20 protein-coding genes and 1 riboswitch are annotated in these 19,633 nt (G+C 42.5%); of the genes, 18 read left to right on the plus strand and 2 right to left on the minus strand.

Going from position 1 to position 19,633, the window contains the following annotated elements; translation table 11 throughout:
• Positions 1-137: 137 nt before the first annotated feature.
• Positions 138-1,145, plus strand: a complete 1,008-nt coding sequence (gene holA, locus ACFQ0V_RS07070) for a DNA polymerase III subunit delta (protein WP_381011522.1) — start codon at positions 138-140, stop codon at positions 1,143-1,145.
• A 42-nt stretch (positions 1,146-1,187) separates the two neighbouring features.
• On the opposite strand, the gene rpsT is transcribed toward holA, so the two are convergent.
• Complete coding sequence (rpsT, locus tag ACFQ0V_RS07075) at positions 1,188-1,436, minus strand: 30S ribosomal protein S20 (protein WP_194561609.1); 249 nt, start codon at positions 1,434-1,436, stop codon at positions 1,188-1,190.
• Between the two features lie 233 nt (positions 1,437-1,669).
• Here rpsT and lepA point away from each other — a divergent pair, with 233 nt between their 5' ends.
• Together lepA and ACFQ0V_RS07085 are read left to right on the plus strand one after the other, a co-directional pair.
• The gene (lepA, locus tag ACFQ0V_RS07080; protein WP_381011525.1) at positions 1,670-3,493 is read left to right on the plus strand and encodes a translation elongation factor 4; all 1,824 of its coding nucleotides are present in this window, start codon (positions 1,670-1,672) and stop codon (positions 3,491-3,493) included.
• Between the two features lie 183 nt (positions 3,494-3,676).
• Positions 3,677-3,779, plus strand: a riboswitch (SAM riboswitch).
• A gap of 58 nt (positions 3,780-3,837) precedes the next feature.
• Positions 3,838-4,095, plus strand: coding sequence for a hypothetical protein (locus ACFQ0V_RS07085; RefSeq protein ID WP_381011528.1), 258 nt, complete (start codon positions 3,838-3,840; stop codon positions 4,093-4,095).
• Here ACFQ0V_RS07085 and ACFQ0V_RS07090 read toward each other — a convergent pair.
• Positions 4,092-4,505: a hypothetical protein gene (locus ACFQ0V_RS07090; protein WP_381011531.1), complete on the minus strand. Its 414-nt coding sequence runs from the start codon at positions 4,503-4,505 to the stop codon at positions 4,092-4,094. The genes ACFQ0V_RS07085 and ACFQ0V_RS07090 overlap by 4 nt on opposite strands.
• 112 nt (positions 4,506-4,617) lie before the next feature.
• Between ACFQ0V_RS07090 and ACFQ0V_RS07095 the strand changes: the two genes are divergently transcribed.
• The 15 genes from ACFQ0V_RS07095 (at position 4,618) to ACFQ0V_RS07165 (ending at position 19,630) form a co-directional block, all read left to right on the plus strand.
• Positions 4,618-5,139, plus strand: a complete 522-nt coding sequence (locus tag ACFQ0V_RS07095; protein WP_381011534.1) for a hypothetical protein — start codon at positions 4,618-4,620, stop codon at positions 5,137-5,139.
• 96 nt (positions 5,140-5,235) lie between these two features.
• Positions 5,236-6,366, plus strand: coding sequence for a radical SAM family heme chaperone HemW (gene hemW, locus ACFQ0V_RS07100; protein WP_381011536.1), 1,131 nt, complete (start codon positions 5,236-5,238; stop codon positions 6,364-6,366).
• A 90-nt stretch (positions 6,367-6,456) separates the two neighbouring features.
• Entirely contained in the window at positions 6,457-7,503 is a 1,047-nt protein-coding gene (gene hrcA, locus ACFQ0V_RS07105) for a heat-inducible transcriptional repressor HrcA (RefSeq protein WP_381011539.1), read from the plus strand.
• A gap of 13 nt (positions 7,504-7,516) precedes the next feature.
• Positions 7,517-8,107: a nucleotide exchange factor GrpE gene (grpE, locus tag ACFQ0V_RS07110; protein ID WP_381011542.1), complete on the plus strand. Its 591-nt coding sequence runs from the start codon at positions 7,517-7,519 to the stop codon at positions 8,105-8,107.
• A gap of 43 nt (positions 8,108-8,150) precedes the next feature.
• Entirely contained in the window at positions 8,151-9,974 is a 1,824-nt protein-coding gene (gene dnaK / locus ACFQ0V_RS07115) for a molecular chaperone DnaK (RefSeq protein ID WP_381011545.1), read from the plus strand.
• Between the two features lie 111 nt (positions 9,975-10,085).
• The gene (gene dnaJ / locus ACFQ0V_RS07120; RefSeq protein ID WP_381011548.1) at positions 10,086-11,204 is read left to right on the plus strand and encodes a molecular chaperone DnaJ; all 1,119 of its coding nucleotides are present in this window, start codon (positions 10,086-10,088) and stop codon (positions 11,202-11,204) included.
• A gap of 12 nt (positions 11,205-11,216) precedes the next feature.
• Positions 11,217-12,161, plus strand: coding sequence for a 50S ribosomal protein L11 methyltransferase (gene prmA / locus ACFQ0V_RS07125; RefSeq protein WP_381011551.1), 945 nt, complete (start codon positions 11,217-11,219; stop codon positions 12,159-12,161).
• The gene (locus ACFQ0V_RS07130) at positions 12,161-12,892 is read left to right on the plus strand and encodes a 16S rRNA (uracil(1498)-N(3))-methyltransferase (protein ID WP_381011554.1); all 732 of its coding nucleotides are present in this window, start codon (positions 12,161-12,163) and stop codon (positions 12,890-12,892) included. Before prmA ends, ACFQ0V_RS07130 begins: the two co-directional genes overlap by 1 nt.
• Positions 12,893-13,055: 163 nt before the next feature.
• A complete protein-coding gene (mtaB, locus tag ACFQ0V_RS07135) occupies positions 13,056-14,417 on the plus strand; it encodes a tRNA (N(6)-L-threonylcarbamoyladenosine(37)-C(2))-methylthiotransferase MtaB (protein ID WP_381011557.1) in 1,362 nt (453 codons plus the stop codon).
• 105 nt (positions 14,418-14,522) lie between these two features.
• Complete coding sequence (deoC, locus tag ACFQ0V_RS07140; RefSeq protein WP_381011561.1) at positions 14,523-15,185, plus strand: deoxyribose-phosphate aldolase; 663 nt, start codon at positions 14,523-14,525, stop codon at positions 15,183-15,185.
• 101 nt (positions 15,186-15,286) lie between these two features.
• Positions 15,287-15,460, plus strand: a complete 174-nt coding sequence (rpsU, locus tag ACFQ0V_RS07145) for a 30S ribosomal protein S21 (protein WP_194561623.1) — start codon at positions 15,287-15,289, stop codon at positions 15,458-15,460.
• Positions 15,461-15,631: 171 nt separating this feature from the next.
• Entirely contained in the window at positions 15,632-16,948 is a 1,317-nt protein-coding gene (locus tag ACFQ0V_RS07150; RefSeq protein WP_381011564.1) for an NfeD family protein, read from the plus strand.
• A gap of 19 nt (positions 16,949-16,967) precedes the next feature.
• Positions 16,968-17,984: a flotillin-like protein FloA gene (floA, locus tag ACFQ0V_RS07155; protein WP_381011567.1), complete on the plus strand. Its 1,017-nt coding sequence runs from the start codon at positions 16,968-16,970 to the stop codon at positions 17,982-17,984.
• A 34-nt stretch (positions 17,985-18,018) separates the two neighbouring features.
• Positions 18,019-18,549 carry a hypothetical protein gene (locus tag ACFQ0V_RS07160; RefSeq protein ID WP_381011570.1) on the plus strand — a complete coding sequence of 177 codons (531 nt, stop codon included), beginning with the start codon at positions 18,019-18,021 and terminating at the stop codon, positions 18,547-18,549.
• Between the two features lie 172 nt (positions 18,550-18,721).
• Complete coding sequence (locus ACFQ0V_RS07165; RefSeq protein ID WP_381011875.1) at positions 18,722-19,630, plus strand: PhoH family protein; 909 nt, start codon at positions 18,722-18,724, stop codon at positions 19,628-19,630.
• Positions 19,631-19,633 lie beyond the last annotated feature (3 nt).

The raw sequence follows: 19,633 nt of genomic DNA on the forward strand, positions 1-19,633 counted from the left end.
TGAAAAAGCTAGAGCAACTGAATAAATGAAACAGAACTCGAAATTTTGACACAATTCACTATGGAAAGAAATAAAGATACCTCTTCAAAGTCGAAAAGCCATCATGTATACTACTAGAAGAAGTGAGGAGGATGACAATGGCTCAAAAGGTTTGGCAAGCGATCGATAAAGGAGAGCTAGCGTCAATCTATTTAATCGTCGGGGAAGAACAGATGACACATGATGAGACGATTCGTCGTATCGAAAAAAAAATGCGCGAAAAGGGCGAACTCGAAAAGTTTACGTATGATTTGGAACAAGTTCCTGTTGAAGCGGTAGTCGAAGAGGCAGATACCGTTCCTTTTTTTTCGGATTATAAACTCATCATTGCAAAAAATGCAGCGTTTTTAAAAGCTGAACAGAAAAGTAGGGAAAAAATAGAACATCGTTTAGGCGATTTAGAAAAATGGTTAGCGAACCCTTCACCGACAGCAATCACGATTTTCACCGCACCGTATGAAAAAGTGGATAATCGTAAAAAAATTACAAAATTAATGAAAGAAAAAGCGACACTTGTAGAAGCTGAACGATTATCAGCGCAAGATTTAGTCGCTACATTACTTTCTTATGCGAGCAAAGAAAATGTGCGTCTTCAGAAAGAAGTGGCAGAATTTTTCGTAGCGCGCGTAGGAGAAAACTTGACATTATTACATCAAGAGTTGATGAAGCTAGCAACGACAGTAGGAGAAGGCGGGGAGATTACAGAAGAGCTCATCCGTCAATTTGTGACGCGTACGCCAGAAATGGATGTCTTTACGTTAACGAATGCATTCGTGCAGCGCAATGTGAGTGAAGCGATTCGCATATACAGAGATTTATTAGCGAACGGAGAAGAACCGATTATGTTGACAGCCCTCATTGCAGGGCAAATTCGTCTCATGCTCAACGTATCGACATTGCAAAGAAAAGGACTGGAACAGCAAAGTATCGCACAGCAGTTAAAAGTGCATCCGTTCCGTGTGAAGCTCGTCATGCAAAATCGGCAAAAACCGACAGAAGAACAATTATTTCAAGCATTGGATGCCATTGCGACGGTCGACTATCAGTTAAAGACTTCGTCGATGAACCGCGAACAAATTATTGAACTATTTTTAATGAAAGCATAAAAAAAGCAATTTGTGTCGAAAATCGACCAAATTGCTTTTTTATTATGCTTTTTTCATGAGACGTGATTTTTGACGAGCTGCAGTGTTTTTATGGATTAAACCTTTAACTGCTGCTTTGTCTAAACGTTTAACAGCGTCTTGTAAAAGAGCTGTAGCGTTTTCGTCTTTCGCTTCGAGAGCAGTTTCCGCTTTGCGGATTGCTGTACGCATCGCTGCTTTATAGTTTGAGTTTTGAGCGTTCACTTTTTCGCTTTTACGAACGCGTTTGATCGCACCTTTAATGTTTGGCATGAATTTCACCTCCACTTGCTGGATAGAAGAGTCTTCCCTCTTAAAACATAATCCGGATATCTCTTTACAACAAGCATTATTTTAACAAATAAAAAAGGGCTTTGCAATGCTTAAGTGTAAAGAAAGTTCTCTTTACGCTAAAAATATATTTTTTCACACGGCTCCACTCGTTATTGAAGTGTGAAGCGTTCACTGTTATACTTACTTGTAGCATATTTAGGAGTGAACTGACGATGAATAATAGTGAAAGATTAAATCGCCAAAAAAATATTCGAAACTTTTCGATTATCGCCCATATTGACCACGGGAAATCGACATTAGCGGACCGTATTTTAGAAAAGACGGAAACGCTCACGAATCGTGAAATGAAAACACGTACGCTCGATTCAATGGAATTAGAACAAGAGCGTGGCATTACGATCAAATTGAATGCTGTACAATTATCGTACACGGCAAAAGATGGAGAAGAATACACTTTCCATTTGATTGATACACCAGGACACGTCGATTTTACATATGAAGTGTCACGAAGTTTAGCTGCGTGTGAAGGAGCCATTCTAGTAGTCGACGCGGCGCAAGGGATCGAAGCACAAACGTTGGCGAACGTTTATTTAGCGCTTGATAACGATTTAGAAATTTTGCCCGTCATCAACAAGATTGATTTACCTGCAGCAGACCCGGAGCGCGTGAAGCAAGAAGTGGAAGATGTTATCGGACTTGACGCATCGGAAGCGGTTCTTGCATCAGCGAAAGCAGGCATCGGAATTGAAGATATTTTAGAACAAGTTGTTGAAAAGGTTCCAGCCCCACAAGGCGACCCTGCCGCACCGTTAAAAGGCTTAATTTTCGACTCGCACTATGACCCGTATAAAGGGGTTATCGTATATTTACGAATCATCGACGGAACGGTGAAACCAGGAGATAAAATCCGCATGATGGCGACAGGCAAAGAGTTCGAAGTCGTTGAAACGGGGGTCTTCACACCGCATGCGACAAATCGCGATGAATTGACAGTAGGAGACGTCGGATATTTATCGGCGGCGATCAAAAATGTCGGAGATACACAAGTCGGGGATACTGTCACACATGTTGAAAACCCGACAGAAGAACCGCTAGACGGATACCGTCGTATGAATCCGATGGTCTTCTGTGGACTATATCCGATCGATACGTCAAAATATGTCGATTTGCGTGAAGCGCTAGAAAAATTAGAGTTAAACGACTCAGCATTAGAATATGAAGCGGAAACGTCACAAGCGCTCGGTTTTGGATATCGCTGTGGATTTTTAGGTTTGCTCCATATGGAAATTATTCAAGAGCGTATTGAGCGTGAATTCGGCATCGACCTCATTACGACAGCACCATCTGTTATTTACAATGTTGTCACAACAGACGGCGAACAATTGAAAGTCGATAACCCATCATTCATGCCAGAACAACAAAAAGTAGACTATGTGGAAGAACCATATGTGAAAGCATCGATTATGGTTCCAGAAACGTATGTCGGCGCTGTAATGGAACTTTGCCAACAAAAACGCGGAAACTTCATGACGATGGATTATTTAGATGCAACACGTGTCAACGTCATTTATGAATTACCGCTCGCAGAAATTGTTTACGACTTCTTCGATCAATTGAAATCACAAACGAAAGGGTACGCATCGTTAGACTATGAAATGATCGGATACAAACCTTCTAAACTTGTGAAGATGGATATTTTATTAAACGGGGAAAAAGTCGACGCATTGAGCTTCATCGTACACCGTGACTTCAGCTACGAGCGCGGAAAAGCAATCGTTGAAAAATTGCGCGAACTCATCCCACGTCAACAATTCGAAGTGCCTGTCCAAGCGGCAATCGGACAAAAAATCGTCGCACGCTCGACGATTAAATCCCTCGGTAAAAACGTCTTAGCAAAATGTTACGGTGGTGACATTTCACGTAAGCGTAAATTGTTAGAAAAACAAAAAGAAGGTAAGAAACGAATGAAACAAGTCGGTTCTGTCGAGATCCCTCAAGAAGCATTCATGGCTGTCTTGAAAATGGATGAAGATTAAATCGATGTTCCCCTCCGCATATTGCGTGAGGGGATTTTTTTGTTTGAATTTGTTCCCTCCAGAAAGACATTTTTTTATTTTCAAACAAAAACGCTTTACTATCAATGTTTCTTGTGTTTTGTAGGAAGACTACTCTTGACAAAGTATTCAAACTATTTTAAGATGTAGTTAATTAAATGAAATTCCTTATCAAGAGCAGGGGAGGAACTGGTCCTACGATCCTGCGGCAACCACCTATGAAAGGGAACGGTGCTAATTCCAGCAAGCTTAGCTTGAGAGATGAGGAAGAGTGCGCTGAAATACTATCAACCTCTCTTCCTACAACGGAAAGAGAGGTTTTTACTATGACAACATATGTAGAACAACGAGAAATTGAGACACGAGTAGAAGAAATAGCAGAGCAGGTGGAACTCCTTAAAATTTATTTCGGAGCCTTTCGCACGGATATTTTATACGGTGACCATGCGAGCGCGTTTTGGAAAGCGTGGCAAACGCAAAAAGATGAATGGTTGGAAGTCGAGTTAGACGACGGTCAAATCCATTATTATAAACGCTCGACGATTCAACGTGTCGATTGTTTCGGTGCTGTAGCGAATGATTAAGTCGACACAATCACGTAAAGCCGACGTTCTTCTTTTTTATAAAGCGCGATCAAATGCTCATACCGGTCGTGTTGCAAATGTTCATACACATCGCCTACTTCCGCTTCGATCGTAAAGAACGTAGGAATTTGTGTTAAAACGGCATCGATATGAAAATTTGCATCTGTCACACCTTCCGCATCTAGCGTAGAAAATAAGGACGGAAACGAAACGTCTTCGTCATACGAGTAGACAGCGATTATTTGAAAGGGCGCTTTTTCGAAATGAACGATTTGCTCGGTCGTATAATTTTTAGGTAAATGGACATTGAAGCGCCTCTCGTATTCTGGGAATGGAGAACGCGTCGTATTGAAATAAAATAGCAGTCCAATCAATGTTAAAACAGTAAGTAATCCTATACTTTTTTTCAAGGAACATACTCCTTTCAATCGATGATGTTCGTTAAGTTGTGAACTGAATTTCGTACACTTTTCACATTTCTCCTTTAAGATTCGTGTAATTGAACAATATTGGAGGAGTTGGATGAGAAAACGATTATTCGTGCTCTGTTTTGTAGCACTATTGACATTAGTAGGCTGTTCAAATGAATCGGCTTCAGAAGAAAGTGTAGACGTCGAACCAATTACGACGATCGAGCAATACAATCGCATGACTGAACAACAACTCGTCGATGCATTAGGAGAACCATTACAGAAAGAAGAGGTCGCTTGGACGACACCTTCGAACGGTCAACAAATTACATTGCATCAATGGAATTACGAATTAGATACGATTCCGGTGACTTTTTTCATCGTGGATGATGAAGTCGTTCGTTTAAACTATTATATCGCACAATGGGACGAAACATTACAAGCAAATGATGCGGAACAACTTATGGCGTATTTATCAGTTGAGCCAGAAGGAGAAGAATACCGCATCCGTGTTGATAATGAAAAAAATATGCAAATCGCATGGCCAAAGCCAACGATTGACGAAATTTATGCAAAACATCAACGTGGTGACATTCAAGAGATTCGAATTACGTACGATATGACACCATTTTAATTTGTACAAATATTAAAAATCGACTACAATTAAAGAACGAAATGTGAAAAGAGGGCGCTTCTTGCCCTCTTTTTTGCATGGATTGGAGGGATGGACATGAGAGGATTGTATATTCATATCCCATTTTGTCATCAAATTTGTTTTTATTGTGATTTTAATAAAGTATTTTATGCGAACCAACCGGTCGATGCATATATTGAAGCGCTCGGTGTAGAATTGCAGCAATATGCGAAGTATGCGGGGGAACTCGAGACGGTATTTATCGGAGGAGGAACGCCTACCGCTTTAACGGTTGAACAATTGGACCGGCTACTCACATTGATTGAGCGTGTCGTCGATCCAAAGACGTTGCGCGAATATACGATTGAAGCGAATCCGGATGAATTGACGCGTGAAAAATTACAATTATTATACGCGCGTGGTGTGCATCGTTTAAGTATCGGTGTGCAAAGTTTCAACGATGAATTATTGAAAAAAATCGGCCGGACACATAGCGCACATCACGTGGAAGAAGTGATTCAAACAGCGCGCGAAGTCGGTTTTGAAAACATAAGTATCGATTTAATTTATGCGCTGCCTGAACAGACGATGGACGACTGGAAAGAAACGGTTCGACGCGCTCTCGCCTTAGATCTTCCGCATTATTCTGCCTACAGCTTAATCATTGAACCGAAAACTCGTTTTTACAATTTAAAAAATAATGATCAATTAAAACTCGTCGATGCTTCAGTAGAAGGAGAAATGTTTACGTATGTGATGGAACAAATGGAGCGTGCCGGACGTATACAATATGAAGTGAGCAATTTCGCGCGTCCTGGAGCGGAATCGATTCACAATTTAATTTATTGGGAAAATGACGAATATGGAGGAGTCGGAGCGGGAGCGCATGGTTATCTCGACGGGGAACGCTATTCAAATATTGGACCGCTCACTCATTATTTAAAAGCGGTGGAAGCGGGAGAACGTCCTGTAAAAGATACGCATCAAGTAACTTTAGAGGAGCGTATGGAAGAAGAAATGTTTCTCGGTTTGCGTACGAGAAAAGGTGTCTCTTCTACACACTTCGAAAAGAAGTTCGGACAATCTTTACAAACGATTTACGGTTCTGTGCTCCAATTATTAATAGAAGATGGGTATATCGTCTATGAAGCAGAACATTATCGATTGACCGAAAAAGGTTTGTATAACGGAAATGATGTATTTGAACAGTTTTTACTCATGGAGTGAGCCTAATCGTTGACAGTCCTATATAGATTTGATAAATTAGAGTTAGTGTTAGCACTCTAACGAATCGAGTGCTAAAGGGAGTGATGAGCAATGTTGACAAATCGACAATTGTTAATTTTACAACTGACGGTGAATGATTTTATTGAATCAGCTCAACCTGTAGGCTCAAGGCAACTATCCAAAAAGCCAGAAGCTCCATTTAGTCCCGCGACCATTCGCAATGAAATGGCAGACTTAGAGGAATTGGGATTTTTAGAGAAGACACATACATCTTCTGGCCGAATCCCATCTGAAAAGGGGTATCGTTATTATGTCGATCACTTATTGAAGCCGGTAAAGCTCAATCGAGAAGATCAACATTACGTGCGCTCCGTCTTTGAAGAGACATTTAATGAATCGGAAGAATTAATTCGCAAATCAGCAACAATTTTATCGGAGTTGACGAATTATACTTCAGTTTTACTCGGACCAGACACATCTGCGCACACGATAAAGCAATTTGCGATCGTTCCTTTAAATGAGAGCAAAGCAGTGGCGATTATCGTAACAGATACTGGACAAGTGGAAAATCGTCTCTTTGACGTGCCGGTACATTTGCATGTAAACGATATTGAGAAGATGGTCAATATTTTAAACGATCGTCTCATCGGTACTCCGTTAAGTCAATTGCAGGCGAAACTCGCGACGGAAGTGTACACTTTACTTCGTGAACACATTCAAGAGGCTGATTCACTATTTCGTTCATTGAACCAGGCGATGGCGATTGAACAAGAAGAGCGATTGTTTTTCGCAGGTAAAATGAACATGATGAAACAACCTGAATTTCATGATTTAAACAAAGTGGAACTACTATTCAATTTAATGGATCAAAAGACACCCGCCGGAATTTTCTTTGATGACAAAGTGAATTTACCAGGTGTGCAAGTGCGAATCGGTTCCGAAAACGCGCACGATGCGATGGAAGATTGCAGCTTAATTAGCGCGACGTATGGAATTGGCGAAGCATTTGCAGGATCGATTGCGATTATCGGTCCGAAAAGAATGGATTACGGTCGGGTTATCTCTGTATTAGATGCAATGAGTATTTATTTATCAGAGCGTTTAACAGAGTTTGAACCGAATCGAAAAGAGTCGTAAGGAGGAGAATGACGTGCCAGAGAAAGAACAAGAGCAGGAGCTCGAAGAAGTAACGGCAGAACAAGAAGAAGCTCTTGAAGAAGAACAACTTGATGAGCAATTAGAAGAGTCGCAAGAAGAAGAAAAAGTTGAAGAAGTTGAAGAAGTTGAAGAGGTGGATGAAGTAACCGCTCTTGAACAACAACTCGCAGAAGAACAAAACAAATATTTACGTTTGCTTGCAGACTTTGATAATTATCGACGTCGTCAAACGCAAGAAGCTGAAAATATGCGCAAATACCGTGCGCAATCAGTTATTTCAGACTTGTTAGCGGTCATCGACAACTTCGACCGAGCATTGGCAACGACGGTTGAATCACCGGATGCGATTTCTTTAAAAGAAGGAGTCGAGATGGTTCAACGTACGTTGATGGAAGCCCTCGTCAAAGAAGGACTTGAGGTAATTGAAGCAACTGATCAACCATTTGACCCGAACATTCATCAAGCGGTGATGACAGGGGCAGATAGTGAAAAAGAATCAGGAATTGTCTTACAAGAGCTTCAAAAAGGGTATATGTTAAACGGTCGCGTCATTCGACCAGCAATGGTACAAGTGAACGAATAAATAGAATGTTTAAATAACGAAAACCTTTAGGAGGAATTTTATTATGTCTAAAATTATCGGAATTGACTTAGGAACAACAAACTCAGTAGTATCAGTATTCGAAGGTGGCGAACCTGTCGTCATCCCAACACCAGAAGGAAACCGTACGACAGCTTCAGTCGTAGCGTTCAAAGGCGAAGAGCGTCAAGTTGGCGAAATCGCTAAACGTCAATCGATTACGAACCCGAATACAGTCATGTCTGTAAAACGTCATATGGGTACAGACTACAAAGTAGACATCGACGGCACGAGCTACACACCACAAGAAATTTCGGCGATGATTCTTCAATATATGAAAGGATACGCTGAAGACTACTTAGGTGAAAAAGTAACGAAAGCAGTTATTACAGTACCTGCATACTTTAACGATGCGCAACGTCAAGCGACAAAAGATGCCGGAACGATCGCAGGACTCGAAGTAGAGCGTATCATTAACGAGCCGACTGCAGCAGCACTTGCATACGGACTCGATAAAACAGAAGAAGACCAAACAATTCTCGTCTATGACCTCGGTGGCGGTACGTTTGACGTATCGATCCTCGAACTCGGTGACGGTGTCTTCCAAGTACAAGCGACAGCAGGAGATAACAAACTCGGTGGAGACGACTTTGACGATGTTGTCATCGACTTCTTAGTAGACGAATTCAAAAAAGAAAACGGCGTCGACTTATCACAAGATAAAATGGCGATGCAACGTTTGAAAGATGCAGCTGAAAAAGCGAAAAAAGACTTATCAGGTGTAACGAGCACACAAATTTCATTACCATTCATCTCTCAAGGTGAAGCAGGTCCATTACACTTAGAAACATCATTAACACGTGCGAAATTCGATGAAATGACAGCACATTTAGTTGAGCGTTCAATGGTGCCAACACGTCAAGCGATGGAAGACGCAGGCCTTGACGCATCAGAAATCGACCGCGTTATTTTAGTCGGTGGATCGACACGTATTCCAGCAGTACAAGAAGCAATTAAAAAAGAAACAGGTAAAGAACCATATAAAGGGGTAAACCCTGACGAAGTTGTTGCGATGGGTGCGGCAGTTCAAGGTTCAATCCTTGCAGGAGATACGAAAGATGTCGTCTTACTCGATGTCACACCACTTTCACTCGGAATCGAAACGATGGGTGGCGTATTCACAAAATTAATCGACCGCAACACGACAATTCCAACGTCTAAATCAGAAGTGTTCTCAACAGCGGCAGATAACCAACCAGCTGTAGACATTCACGTATTACAAGGAGAGCGTCCAATGGCGGCGGACAACAAAACACTCGGCCGTTTCCAATTGACAGACATTCCACCAGCACCACGTGGTGTTCCACAAATCGAAGTGACATTCGACATCGATAAAAACGGTATCGTCACTGTTAAAGCGAAAGACTTAGGAACACAGAAAGAGCAAAACATTACAATTGAATCAAGCTCAGGTCTTTCAGATGAGGAAATCGAACAAATGGTGAAAGATGCAGAAGCGAACGCAGAAGCGGATGAGAAGCGTAAAGAAGAAGCTGAACTTCGCAACGGTGCAGACCAACTCGTCTTCCAAGTGGACAAAACAGTAGAAGAGCTCGGCGAAAACGTTCAAGAAGATGAAAAAACACAAATTGCGGACTTGAAAGCTGCACTTGAAAAAGCAATTGAAGAAGACAACCTTGACGATATGAAAGCGAAGAAAGAAGAGCTTGAACAATTACTTCAAACGATCACAGTGCGCATGTATGAGCAAGCGCAACAACAAGCCCAACAAGCGCAAGGTGGCGAACAAGGTCCAGCAGACGATGGTGTAGTTGATGCAGACTTTGAAGAAGTAAAAGAAGATAAATAAGCGCGTTTGACGTAAACGGGAGAACGCTGTATGATTGACGGAAAAGTCAAAGTCCGAAATTCCGGCTTTGACTTTTTCTGTATGAAAATTCGACATTAGGAGAGTGACATAATGAGTAAACGCGATTATTACGAGGTTCTTGGCGTATCAAAAGACGCAACGAAACAAGAAATTCGCAAAGCGTATCGTTCGTTATCTAAAAAATATCACCCAGACTTAAATAAAGAAGATGGGGCAGAAGAAAAGTTTAAAGAGATTACAGAAGCGTTCGAAGTATTATCCGATGAATCAAAGCGTGCACAATACGACCAATTCGGCCACGATGGACCTGGTGCATTCGGTGGAGGCGGAGGAGGTGGCTTCGGAGGCGGATTCGGCTTCGAAGACATTTTCAGTACATTTTTCGGTGGAGGACGCACACAAGATCCGAACGCACCACGTCAAGGAAATGATATGCAATATACGATGACGCTTGACTTTTTAGAAGCGGTCTTCGGAAAAGTGACAGAATTACAGTTAGAAAAAGAAGAAGAGTGCGGTACGTGTCACGGAAATGGTGCGAAACCAGGCACTTCTGTTAAAACGTGTACGACATGTGGCGGTTCAGGCCAACAGACCGTTACGCGCAATACACCACTCGGTCAAATGGTTCAACAGACGACTTGTTCAACATGTCACGGAACAGGAAAAATCATTCCTGAAAAATGTACGACATGTCACGGTTCAGGCCGCGTGAAAAAACCATCGAAAATTAAAGTAACCATTCCAGCAGGTGTCGACGACGGTCAACGTCTTCGTGTCGCAGGAAAAGGGGAAGCGGGTATTAACGGTGGACCGCCAGGAGATCTTTACATCGTCTTCCACGTACGTCCACACGAACATTTCGTCCGAGATGGCGACGATATTTACTACGAATTAAATATCACATTCCCACAAGCGGCATTAGGTGACGAAATTGAAGTGCCAACAGTCGATGGTCACGTCAAACTAAAAATCCCAGCAGGTACTCAAAGTGGCGAGAAATTCCGCTTGCGTGGTAAAGGGGTTAAAAACGTGCAAGGGTTCGGAACAGGAAACCAATACGTCATCGTAAAAGTCGTCACACCGAAGAAAATGTCTGAAAAACAGAAAGAATTACTCCGTGAATTTGCATCGCTCGACGATGATTCGAATTTAGGATATTCAAGTTCATTTTTCGATAAATTAAAACGCACCTTTAAGGGCGAGTAGGAGGAAACGAGTATGAAATGGGCAGAAATTGTCGTACATACGACACATGAAGCAGTTGACGCTGTCACGAACGCATTGTACGACTTCGATATTAAAGGTGTTTCACTCGTGGACTCGATGGAATTGACACGTTCACGTCAACATCGTTTTGGCGAAATTTACGATTTGCAAGCTTCTGAATATCCAACATGGGGTGTGTTAGTAAAAGCGTATACGCCACTGAACGAACTTGTGAACGATTTACTTTGTCAACTCGACCAGCGCATCATGTCATTTAAAGATTTAGGCATCGACATCGGAGATTACTCGGTGACGATGAATGAAATGGACGAGGAAGATTGGTCAGAAACGTGGAAAAAATATTACCACCCTGTTTCTATTTCAGACCGTTTTACGATTGTTCCGACATGGGAAGAGTATGAGAAAAAACATGAAGATGAAATTATTATCGAACTCGATCCAGGGATGGCGTTCGGAACAGGGACACACCCGACAACACGTCTTTCTTTGCAACTTTTAGAGAAGTATACGAAAGAAGGCGATCTCGTCGTCGACGTCGGTACAGGTTCAGGCGTACTAGCGATCGGAGCGGCACAACTCGGGGCATCAAAAGTGTTAGCGCTCGATTTAGATGATGTGGCAGTAGCGGCAGCGACAGAGAACGCAAAGTTAAATGATACCGCAGCCAAAATTGAAGTATTTGAAGGTGATGTACTTCATTCCGTGAAAGAAACGCCAGACATTATCGTGTCGAACATTTTAGCGGAAATCATTATGTCGTTTTCACAAGACGCGTACGATGCACTCCGTCCGAACGGTCTCTTTTTAACATCAGGAATTATCGGAAAATATGAGGAAGATGTCGTGAAAGATTTCGAAGCGAAAGGCTTCCGCATTTTAGAAATTAAACGTGAAGAAGATTGGATTGCAATAGCAGCTGAAAAAGGTGAAGCATAATGCAGCGTTATTTCGTTGAGTCCATCCACGAAGGACATGTTCAGTTTTCGCAAGAGGATGCGAAGCATATTGCACGAGTGATGCGTATGAAGCGAGGAGACGAAATTATCGTCGTAACACAAGGGACAGCTTATGTCGCGGTACTAGATGATGTCGAAAATGACGTGACGGCGACAGTGGAGCGAGAACTTGTTCAACAAGTAGAGCTTCCCGTACATGTCACGATCGCCTCAGGCATTCCGAAAGGAGATAAGCTCGACCTCATTACGCAAAAGTCGACTGAACTCGGCGCAACAGCAATTTTACCCGTCGCGATGCGTCGTTCCGTTTCAAAATGGGATGCGAAAAAAACGCCGAAACGTTTAGAACGCCTTGCGAAAATTGCGAAAGAAGCGGCAGAACAAAGCCATCGTACCGTTATTCCGGCAATTGATTACGTCGCGAGCATCGACGCTTTAATCGCACAAAGTGAACGTTATGACCATCTGTACTTCGCTTATGAAGATGAAGCGAAAGAAGTCGCCCGTCAAACGTTCAGCGAGCGACTCGGCAAAGTGTCACCTGGTGAATCGATTCTCGTCGTATTCGGACCAGAAGGCGGAATCGCAGAAGAAGAAGTACAAGCTTTACGCGAGGCAAGCTTCCAATCGATCGCCCTCGGCCCGCGCATATTGCGTACCGAAACAGCCCCTTTCTACGTACTTAGTGCGGTCAGTTATCAATTTGAATGATGAGAACACGAGACCTTGATGAATCATCGTCAAGGTCTTTTTAACATGGAAGACGATTTCTAAAGTGAATCCTCCTGTTTCATTTGAGAGATTGCTAAATTGTGTTATTATAATGCAATGATATGAATTATGAATTTACAAGTGATGGAAGGAAGTATAGATGATGGATAAACAACATACAGGTGCTTTGCAACCGAAAGTAGCGTTCCATACGTTAGGCTGTAAGGTGAATCATTATGAAACAGAGGCCATTTGGCAATTGTTTCAAGAAGCGGGATATGAGCGTGCTGACTTTGATGCGATGAGTGACGTTTACGTTATTAACACATGTACGGTCACGAATACCGGGGATAAAAAATCACGCCAAGTAATCCGTCGTGCGATTCGTAAAAATCCGGACGCTGTCGTCTGTGTCACAGGCTGTTACGCACAAACATCGCCTGCTGAAATTATGGCGATTCCAGGAGTCGACATCGTTGTCGGTACGCAAGATCGTGTGAAATTAATTGATTTAATCGAAGAATTCCGCCGCGAGCGTCAACCGATTAACGCAGTAGGCAACATCATGAAAAACCGTGTCTATGAAGAGTTGGACGTGCCTGCATTTACAGACCGTACACGCGCTTCTTTAAAAATTCAAGAAGGCTGTAACAACTTCTGTACGTTCTGTATCATTCCTTGGGCGCGCGGTTTAATGCGTTCACGTGATCCGGAAGAAGTCATTCGCCAAGCGCAACAACTCGTAGAAGCGGGCTACCAAGAAATCGTATTGACGGGCATTCATACAGGCGGTTACGGTTCTGACTTTAAAGATTACAACTTAGCGCAATTGTTGCGTGATTTAGAAGCGCAAGTACCAGGGCTAAAACGCATTCGCATCAGCTCGATTGAAGCGAGCCAAATTACGGATGAAGTGATTGAAGTGTTGAACGACTCTAAAATTGTCGTAAACCATTTACACATCCCAATCCAATCAGGTTCAGATACGGTATTGAAAAGAATGCGCCGCAAATATACGATGGAATTTTTCGCAGAGCGTCTCGACCGCTTAAAAGAAGCGCTCCCGAACTTAGCGATTACGTCGGATGTCATCGTCGGTTTCCCTGGAGAAACGGAAGAAGAATTTATGGAGACGTACAATTTTATTCGTCAATATGAATTTGCGGAACTTCACGTCTTCCCTTATTCGATGCGAACAGGGACACCAGCTGCGCGTATGACGGATCAAATCCCTGAAGAAGTGAAAAACGAGCGTGTGCATCGCTTACTAGAGTTGAACGAACAACTTGCCAAACAGTACGCTTCTCGATTTGAAGACGAAGTGCTCGACGTCATTCCAGAAGAACGTTTTAAAGAAAATCCTGAAAGTGGTTTATATGAAGGGTATACAGCGAACTACTTAAAAGTTGTATTCCCAGCAGATGAATCGATGGTCGGAAAATTAGTGCGCGTTAAAATTACGAAAGCGGGTTATCCATACAGCGAAGGACAATTCGTGAAAGTGATGGACACGCAACTCGTATAAAATAAGGCGAAGGACGAAATTCTCGTTCTTCGCTATTTGTCTTTACTAGGAAAACAAAAGTATACCTGTTACAATAGTTGTACGGACAACTAAGGAGGAACTCATATGAATATTGCAGCAATGATCGATCATACATTATTAAAACAAGATGCGACCGAACGACAAATTATCGAATTGTGCCAAGAGGCCAAAACATACGGCTTTGCATCCGTTTGTGTCAACCCGATGTGGGTAGAAACAGCAGCAAAACAATTGCAAGGAGCAGAACCTAAAGTATGTACGGTCATCGGATTCCCGCTCGGCGCGATGACGAAAGAAACGAAAGCGTTCGAAACGAAAGATGCGATTCGTAAAGGAGCGACTGAAATCGACATGGTCATCCCGGTCGGCGCTTTAAAAGCAGGACAAGATGACATCGTAAAAGAACATATCGAAGCAGTCGTGGAAGCTGCGGAAGGCACATTAGTGAAAGTGATCATCGAAACATGCTTATTGACAGATGAAGAAAAAGTACGATCATGCGAAATTGCCAAAGCTGCAGGTGCAGATTATGTGAAAACATCGACAGGATTTTCAACAGGAGGCGCAACGAAAGAAGATATTGCCCTCATGCGCCAAACAGTCGGAAAAGAAATGGGCGTGAAAGCATCGGGTGGTGTTCGCTCGCTAGAAGACGTCGAAAAGATGATTGCAGCAGGGGCTACACGTATCGGAGCGAGCTCGGGTGTCGCGATCGTTCAAGGTGAAAAATCGAATTCTGAATATTAATTTTACAATATACGTTGACCGAACCCTCACAATGCGTTATAATTTCTGAGTACATGCTAAAGTCATGTTTCGAAGTGTGTTCGGAGGGAGGGACAAGAGATATGACAAAAACAACTGTTCGTAAAAACGAGTCACTTGAAGATGCTCTTCGCCGCTTCAGACGTACTGTTTCTAAAAGTGGTACGATTCAAGAAGTTAGAAAGCGTGAATATTACGAAAAGCCGAGCGTAAAGCGTAAGAAAAAATCTGAAGCTGCTCGTAAACGCCGTTTCTAATTTTATTAGACGGTTAGCTCATGAATATTGACATTTTAAAAAGTGAACGAATATAAGTCGAAAAATCTATTATGATTTTTCGACTTATTTTTTTGAAAAAGGTGAAACCTTTTACTTACCCTTGCGTAAATAGGTATAATGAGAATGAAACAATGACAGGGAGGTGAGTTGATGAAAAAGTGGATGAATTGGTTAATGTTGACGGTTTTACTCTTCGTTCCGTTATTCGGTGCAACTGCATCAGCAAAAGGAGCGACCGTTTATGAAGTGCCGCTTAATCAAAACGTTGAAAAAGGATTGTATGCGTTTTTACAACGTTCTTTTGAAGAGGCAGAGCGAGCAGGCGCTGAACGAATTATCATTCGGATGGACACACCGGGTGGTTTTACCGATAGCGCTGAAAAAATCGGTCAACTGTTTAGAAATACAGAACAAGAGATTATCGTTTATATAGAAGATAATGCGATTTCAGCAGGAGCTTTTATCGCCTTGAATGCAGATGAAATTTATATGACGCCTCAAGGGAAAATGGGTGCAGCACAAGTCATTCAAGGAGATGGTAACGCAGCAGGAGATAAAGCGGAGAGCGCATGGAATGCGGCGATGATTAACGCGGCAAAAAGCAGTAAACATAAGCGCGATCCGATTTATGCAGAAGCGATGTCAAATCCTGAAATCGACCTTCCGAAATATCGTGCACCTGTCGGGAAGTTGTTGACGTTGACAGCAGAGGAAGCAAAACAAGTCGGATATGCAGAAGGTGTATTTGACAATTATGATGCACTTTTAAACTACTTGAACATCGATTCCTCATCGATTATTCAAACTGATCCAACCTTCACCGAACAACTCGCGCGTTTTATTACGGATCCAGTAATTGTTCCAATCTTATTGTCTATCGCCGGTTTAGGGCTCGTCGTTGAGTTGTATTCACCAGGTTTCGGCGTGGCGGGTACGATGGGACTTGCTTCGATTGCTTTATTTTTCTTCGGGCATCTCGTCGCAGGATTAGCAGGATATGAAACATTGCTCATCTTTTTACTCGGACTCGGGTTAGTCATTGCCGAATTGTTCGTCGCAGGAGGCATTCTCGGCGTCTCAGGAGCTGTTTTAATCGGTTTAAGTATCATTATGGCAGGACAAGATCCAATGCAGATGACAATCGCCGTACTCATTGCACTCGCTGTCATAATATTAGGAGTGATTATTCTCATGAAGTTTTTCGGGAAACGATTGCATTTGTTAAACAAAATGGTCTTGATGGATTCAACGAGTACGGATCAAGGATACGTATCTAACGAAAATCGTACAGAGTTGATCGATCAAGTCGGAAAAACATTAACGCCATTGCGCCCAGCGGGAGTAGTTTCGCTAAATGGTGAACGTCTCGATGTCGTTTCGGACGGCAGTTACATCGATAAAGGTGTACAAGTGAAAGTAATTGAAGTAGAAGGTTCAAAAATTGTCGTAACAGAAGCGACAGAATAGTTTAAGAGGAGGGTTTTACATGGAATTAGCAGGTTTATTAGGCGCGACGAGCACGGGTAGTTTAGTCGGTTTGTCGATCATCGTCTTTTTAGTTATTATCGCGCTTGCCATCTTCTTCACATTTGTTCCGGTAACATTGTGGATTAGTGCGCTCGCAGCAGGTGTTCGAGTTAGTATTTTCACATTGATCGGGATGAGGCTTCGTCGAGTGATCCCGAGCCGTGTCGTAAATCCGTTAATTAAAGCGCATAAAGCAGGATTAGATGTGCAAATTAACCAGTTGGAAAGTCACTATTTAGCAGGTGGTAACGTTGACCGCGTCGTGAACGCACTCATCGCAGCACACCGTGCGAACATCGCTTTAACATTTGAACGTGCAGCAGCGATTGACCTCGCAGGTCGTGACGTATTAGAAGCGGTTCAAATGTCGGTTAACCCGAAAGTCATCGAAACACCATTTATCGCAGGGGTTGCGATGAACGGGATCGAAGTGAAAGCGAAAGCGCGTATTACGGTGCGTGCGAACATCGACCGCCTCGTCGGTGGTGCGGGTGAAGATACGGTCGTCGCTCGTGTCGGGGAAGGGATTGTTTCGACAATCGGTTCTTCTGTCGACCATGCGAAAGTGTTAGAAAATCCAGATATGATTTCACAAACAGTTCTCGCAAAAGGACTTGACTCTGGAACAGCATTCGAAATTTTATCGATCGACATCGCAGACGTTGATATCGGTAAAAATATCGGGGCAGAACTTCAAACAGAACAAGCAGTAGCGGACAAAAACATCGCCCAAGCGAAAGCGGAAGAACGACGTGCGATGGCTGTTGCGAACGAACAAGAAATGAAAGCAAAAACACAAGAAATGCGCGCGAAAGTAGTCGAAGCAGAGTCGGAAGTTCCACTCGCGATGGCAGAAGCGTTACGCGACGGCAATATCGGTATTATGGATTATATGAATTACAAAAATATTCAAGCAGATACAGGAATGCGTGATTCCATTAGTAAAGTAGGCCTCGAGCATACGGACGAAGATTAATGGAACAAGTGTCAGGGAAGGAGTGAACACGTAGATGGAAGCAATTATCATATTTCTCATCATCAGTGCGCTCAGCTCTTTTTTCAATAAAGGAAAAGAAAAAGAAACGGAGACGACGAAGCCGGTCGTACCTCAACCGAAACGTCGTCAAGAACCGACTACTGACAAACAAGATCCATTGCAAGATTTGTCACGTCAACTTTTTGAAAAATTAAAAGAACAACAGCCTGTCGAAGAAGCTCAACCGCGCATCCAAGAAGTAGAGAAGACACCGATGCAAATCGCGTATGAAGAAAAGTTGCGTGAACGTGAATTAGAACGTACGCGTCAATCAGATCGCCAATCTGCTCGTGAAGTCGTGCAAAGTGCGAGACGTCAAAAAGCAGAATGGGAGTCGGAAGGACTTGCTGTATACGATGACGTGTGGACGCCGAAGCAAAAAGAATTGAAGCAAGAAGACCTTTTACCAAAGACGAATCAAGATTTATTAAAAGGGATTATTTTTGCCGAAATTATGCATCCACCGAAAAGTTTAAGACAGACGAAACACGGGAAAATAAAGTAATGAAAAAACAGAGCGTAGCATGCGGAACTTTCCGAATGGACCGCTCTGTTTTTCTTTAGTTTCTTAAATGTGTGAAATCATGTAAAATAGAAGAGAATCTGTAGGATAAAGGGGATTGGATAGATTGACAACAATTGAAAAAACAATTGTCATCGACAAAATTGACGATGCTATGATGCTCGCAGGTAACGGAGAGCGCCACATTCAACTAATAGAAGACCAATTACATATTCAACTATACGCACGCGGTGAAGTATTCACATTAGAAGGCGAAGAATCGGATGTTCTACTTGCAGAGCAATTAGTGATGCAGCTATTGAAAGTCATCCGTCGCAACATTCAAATTGATACACGCGATATCGCGAGCGCGATTGAAATGGCGAAACAAGGAACGATTGAATACTTTGCAAAATTGTATGAAGAAGAAATTGCACGCACAGCAAAAGGGAAAATCATTCGTGCAAAAACGATTGGACAGCGTCAATATGTCAAGTCGATCCAAAAGAGAGATCTCGTTTTTTGTATTGGACCAGCAGGAACTGGGAAGACTTATTTAGCTGTTGTACTGGCCGTTCAAGCATTGAAAAATGGACATGTGAAACGCATTATTTTAACGCGTCCTGCTGTCGAAGCGGGAGAGAGTTTAGGCTTTTTACCAGGTGACTTAAAAGAAAAGGTTGATCCGTATTTACGTCCATTGTATGACGCGTTACATGATATGCTTGGTGCCGATCAAACGGAGCGACTCGTCGACCGCGGTGTTATTGAAATCGCTCCGCTCGCTTATATGCGTGGACGTACGTTAGACGATGCATTCGTCATTTTAGATGAAGCGCAAAATACGACGAAAGCACAAATGAAAATGTTTTTAACACGTCTCGGTTTCGGATCGAAGATGATTATAACGGGAGACTTAACGCAAATTGATTTACCGAAAGGTGTTTATTCGGGATTGAAAGAAGTGCAAGAGAAATTAAGTCATATTGATGATATTCATTTCCACTATTTAGAAAAAGGAGATGTCGTACGTCATCCACTCGTCGCAAAAATTATCGATGCGTATGAAACGAAAGACGATTAAACA

Origin of the sequence: Savagea faecisuis (genome assembly GCF_042675605.1) — a bacterium.
GTDB classification, from domain to species: domain Bacteria; phylum Bacillota; class Bacilli; order Bacillales_A; family Planococcaceae; genus Savagea; species Savagea faecisuis.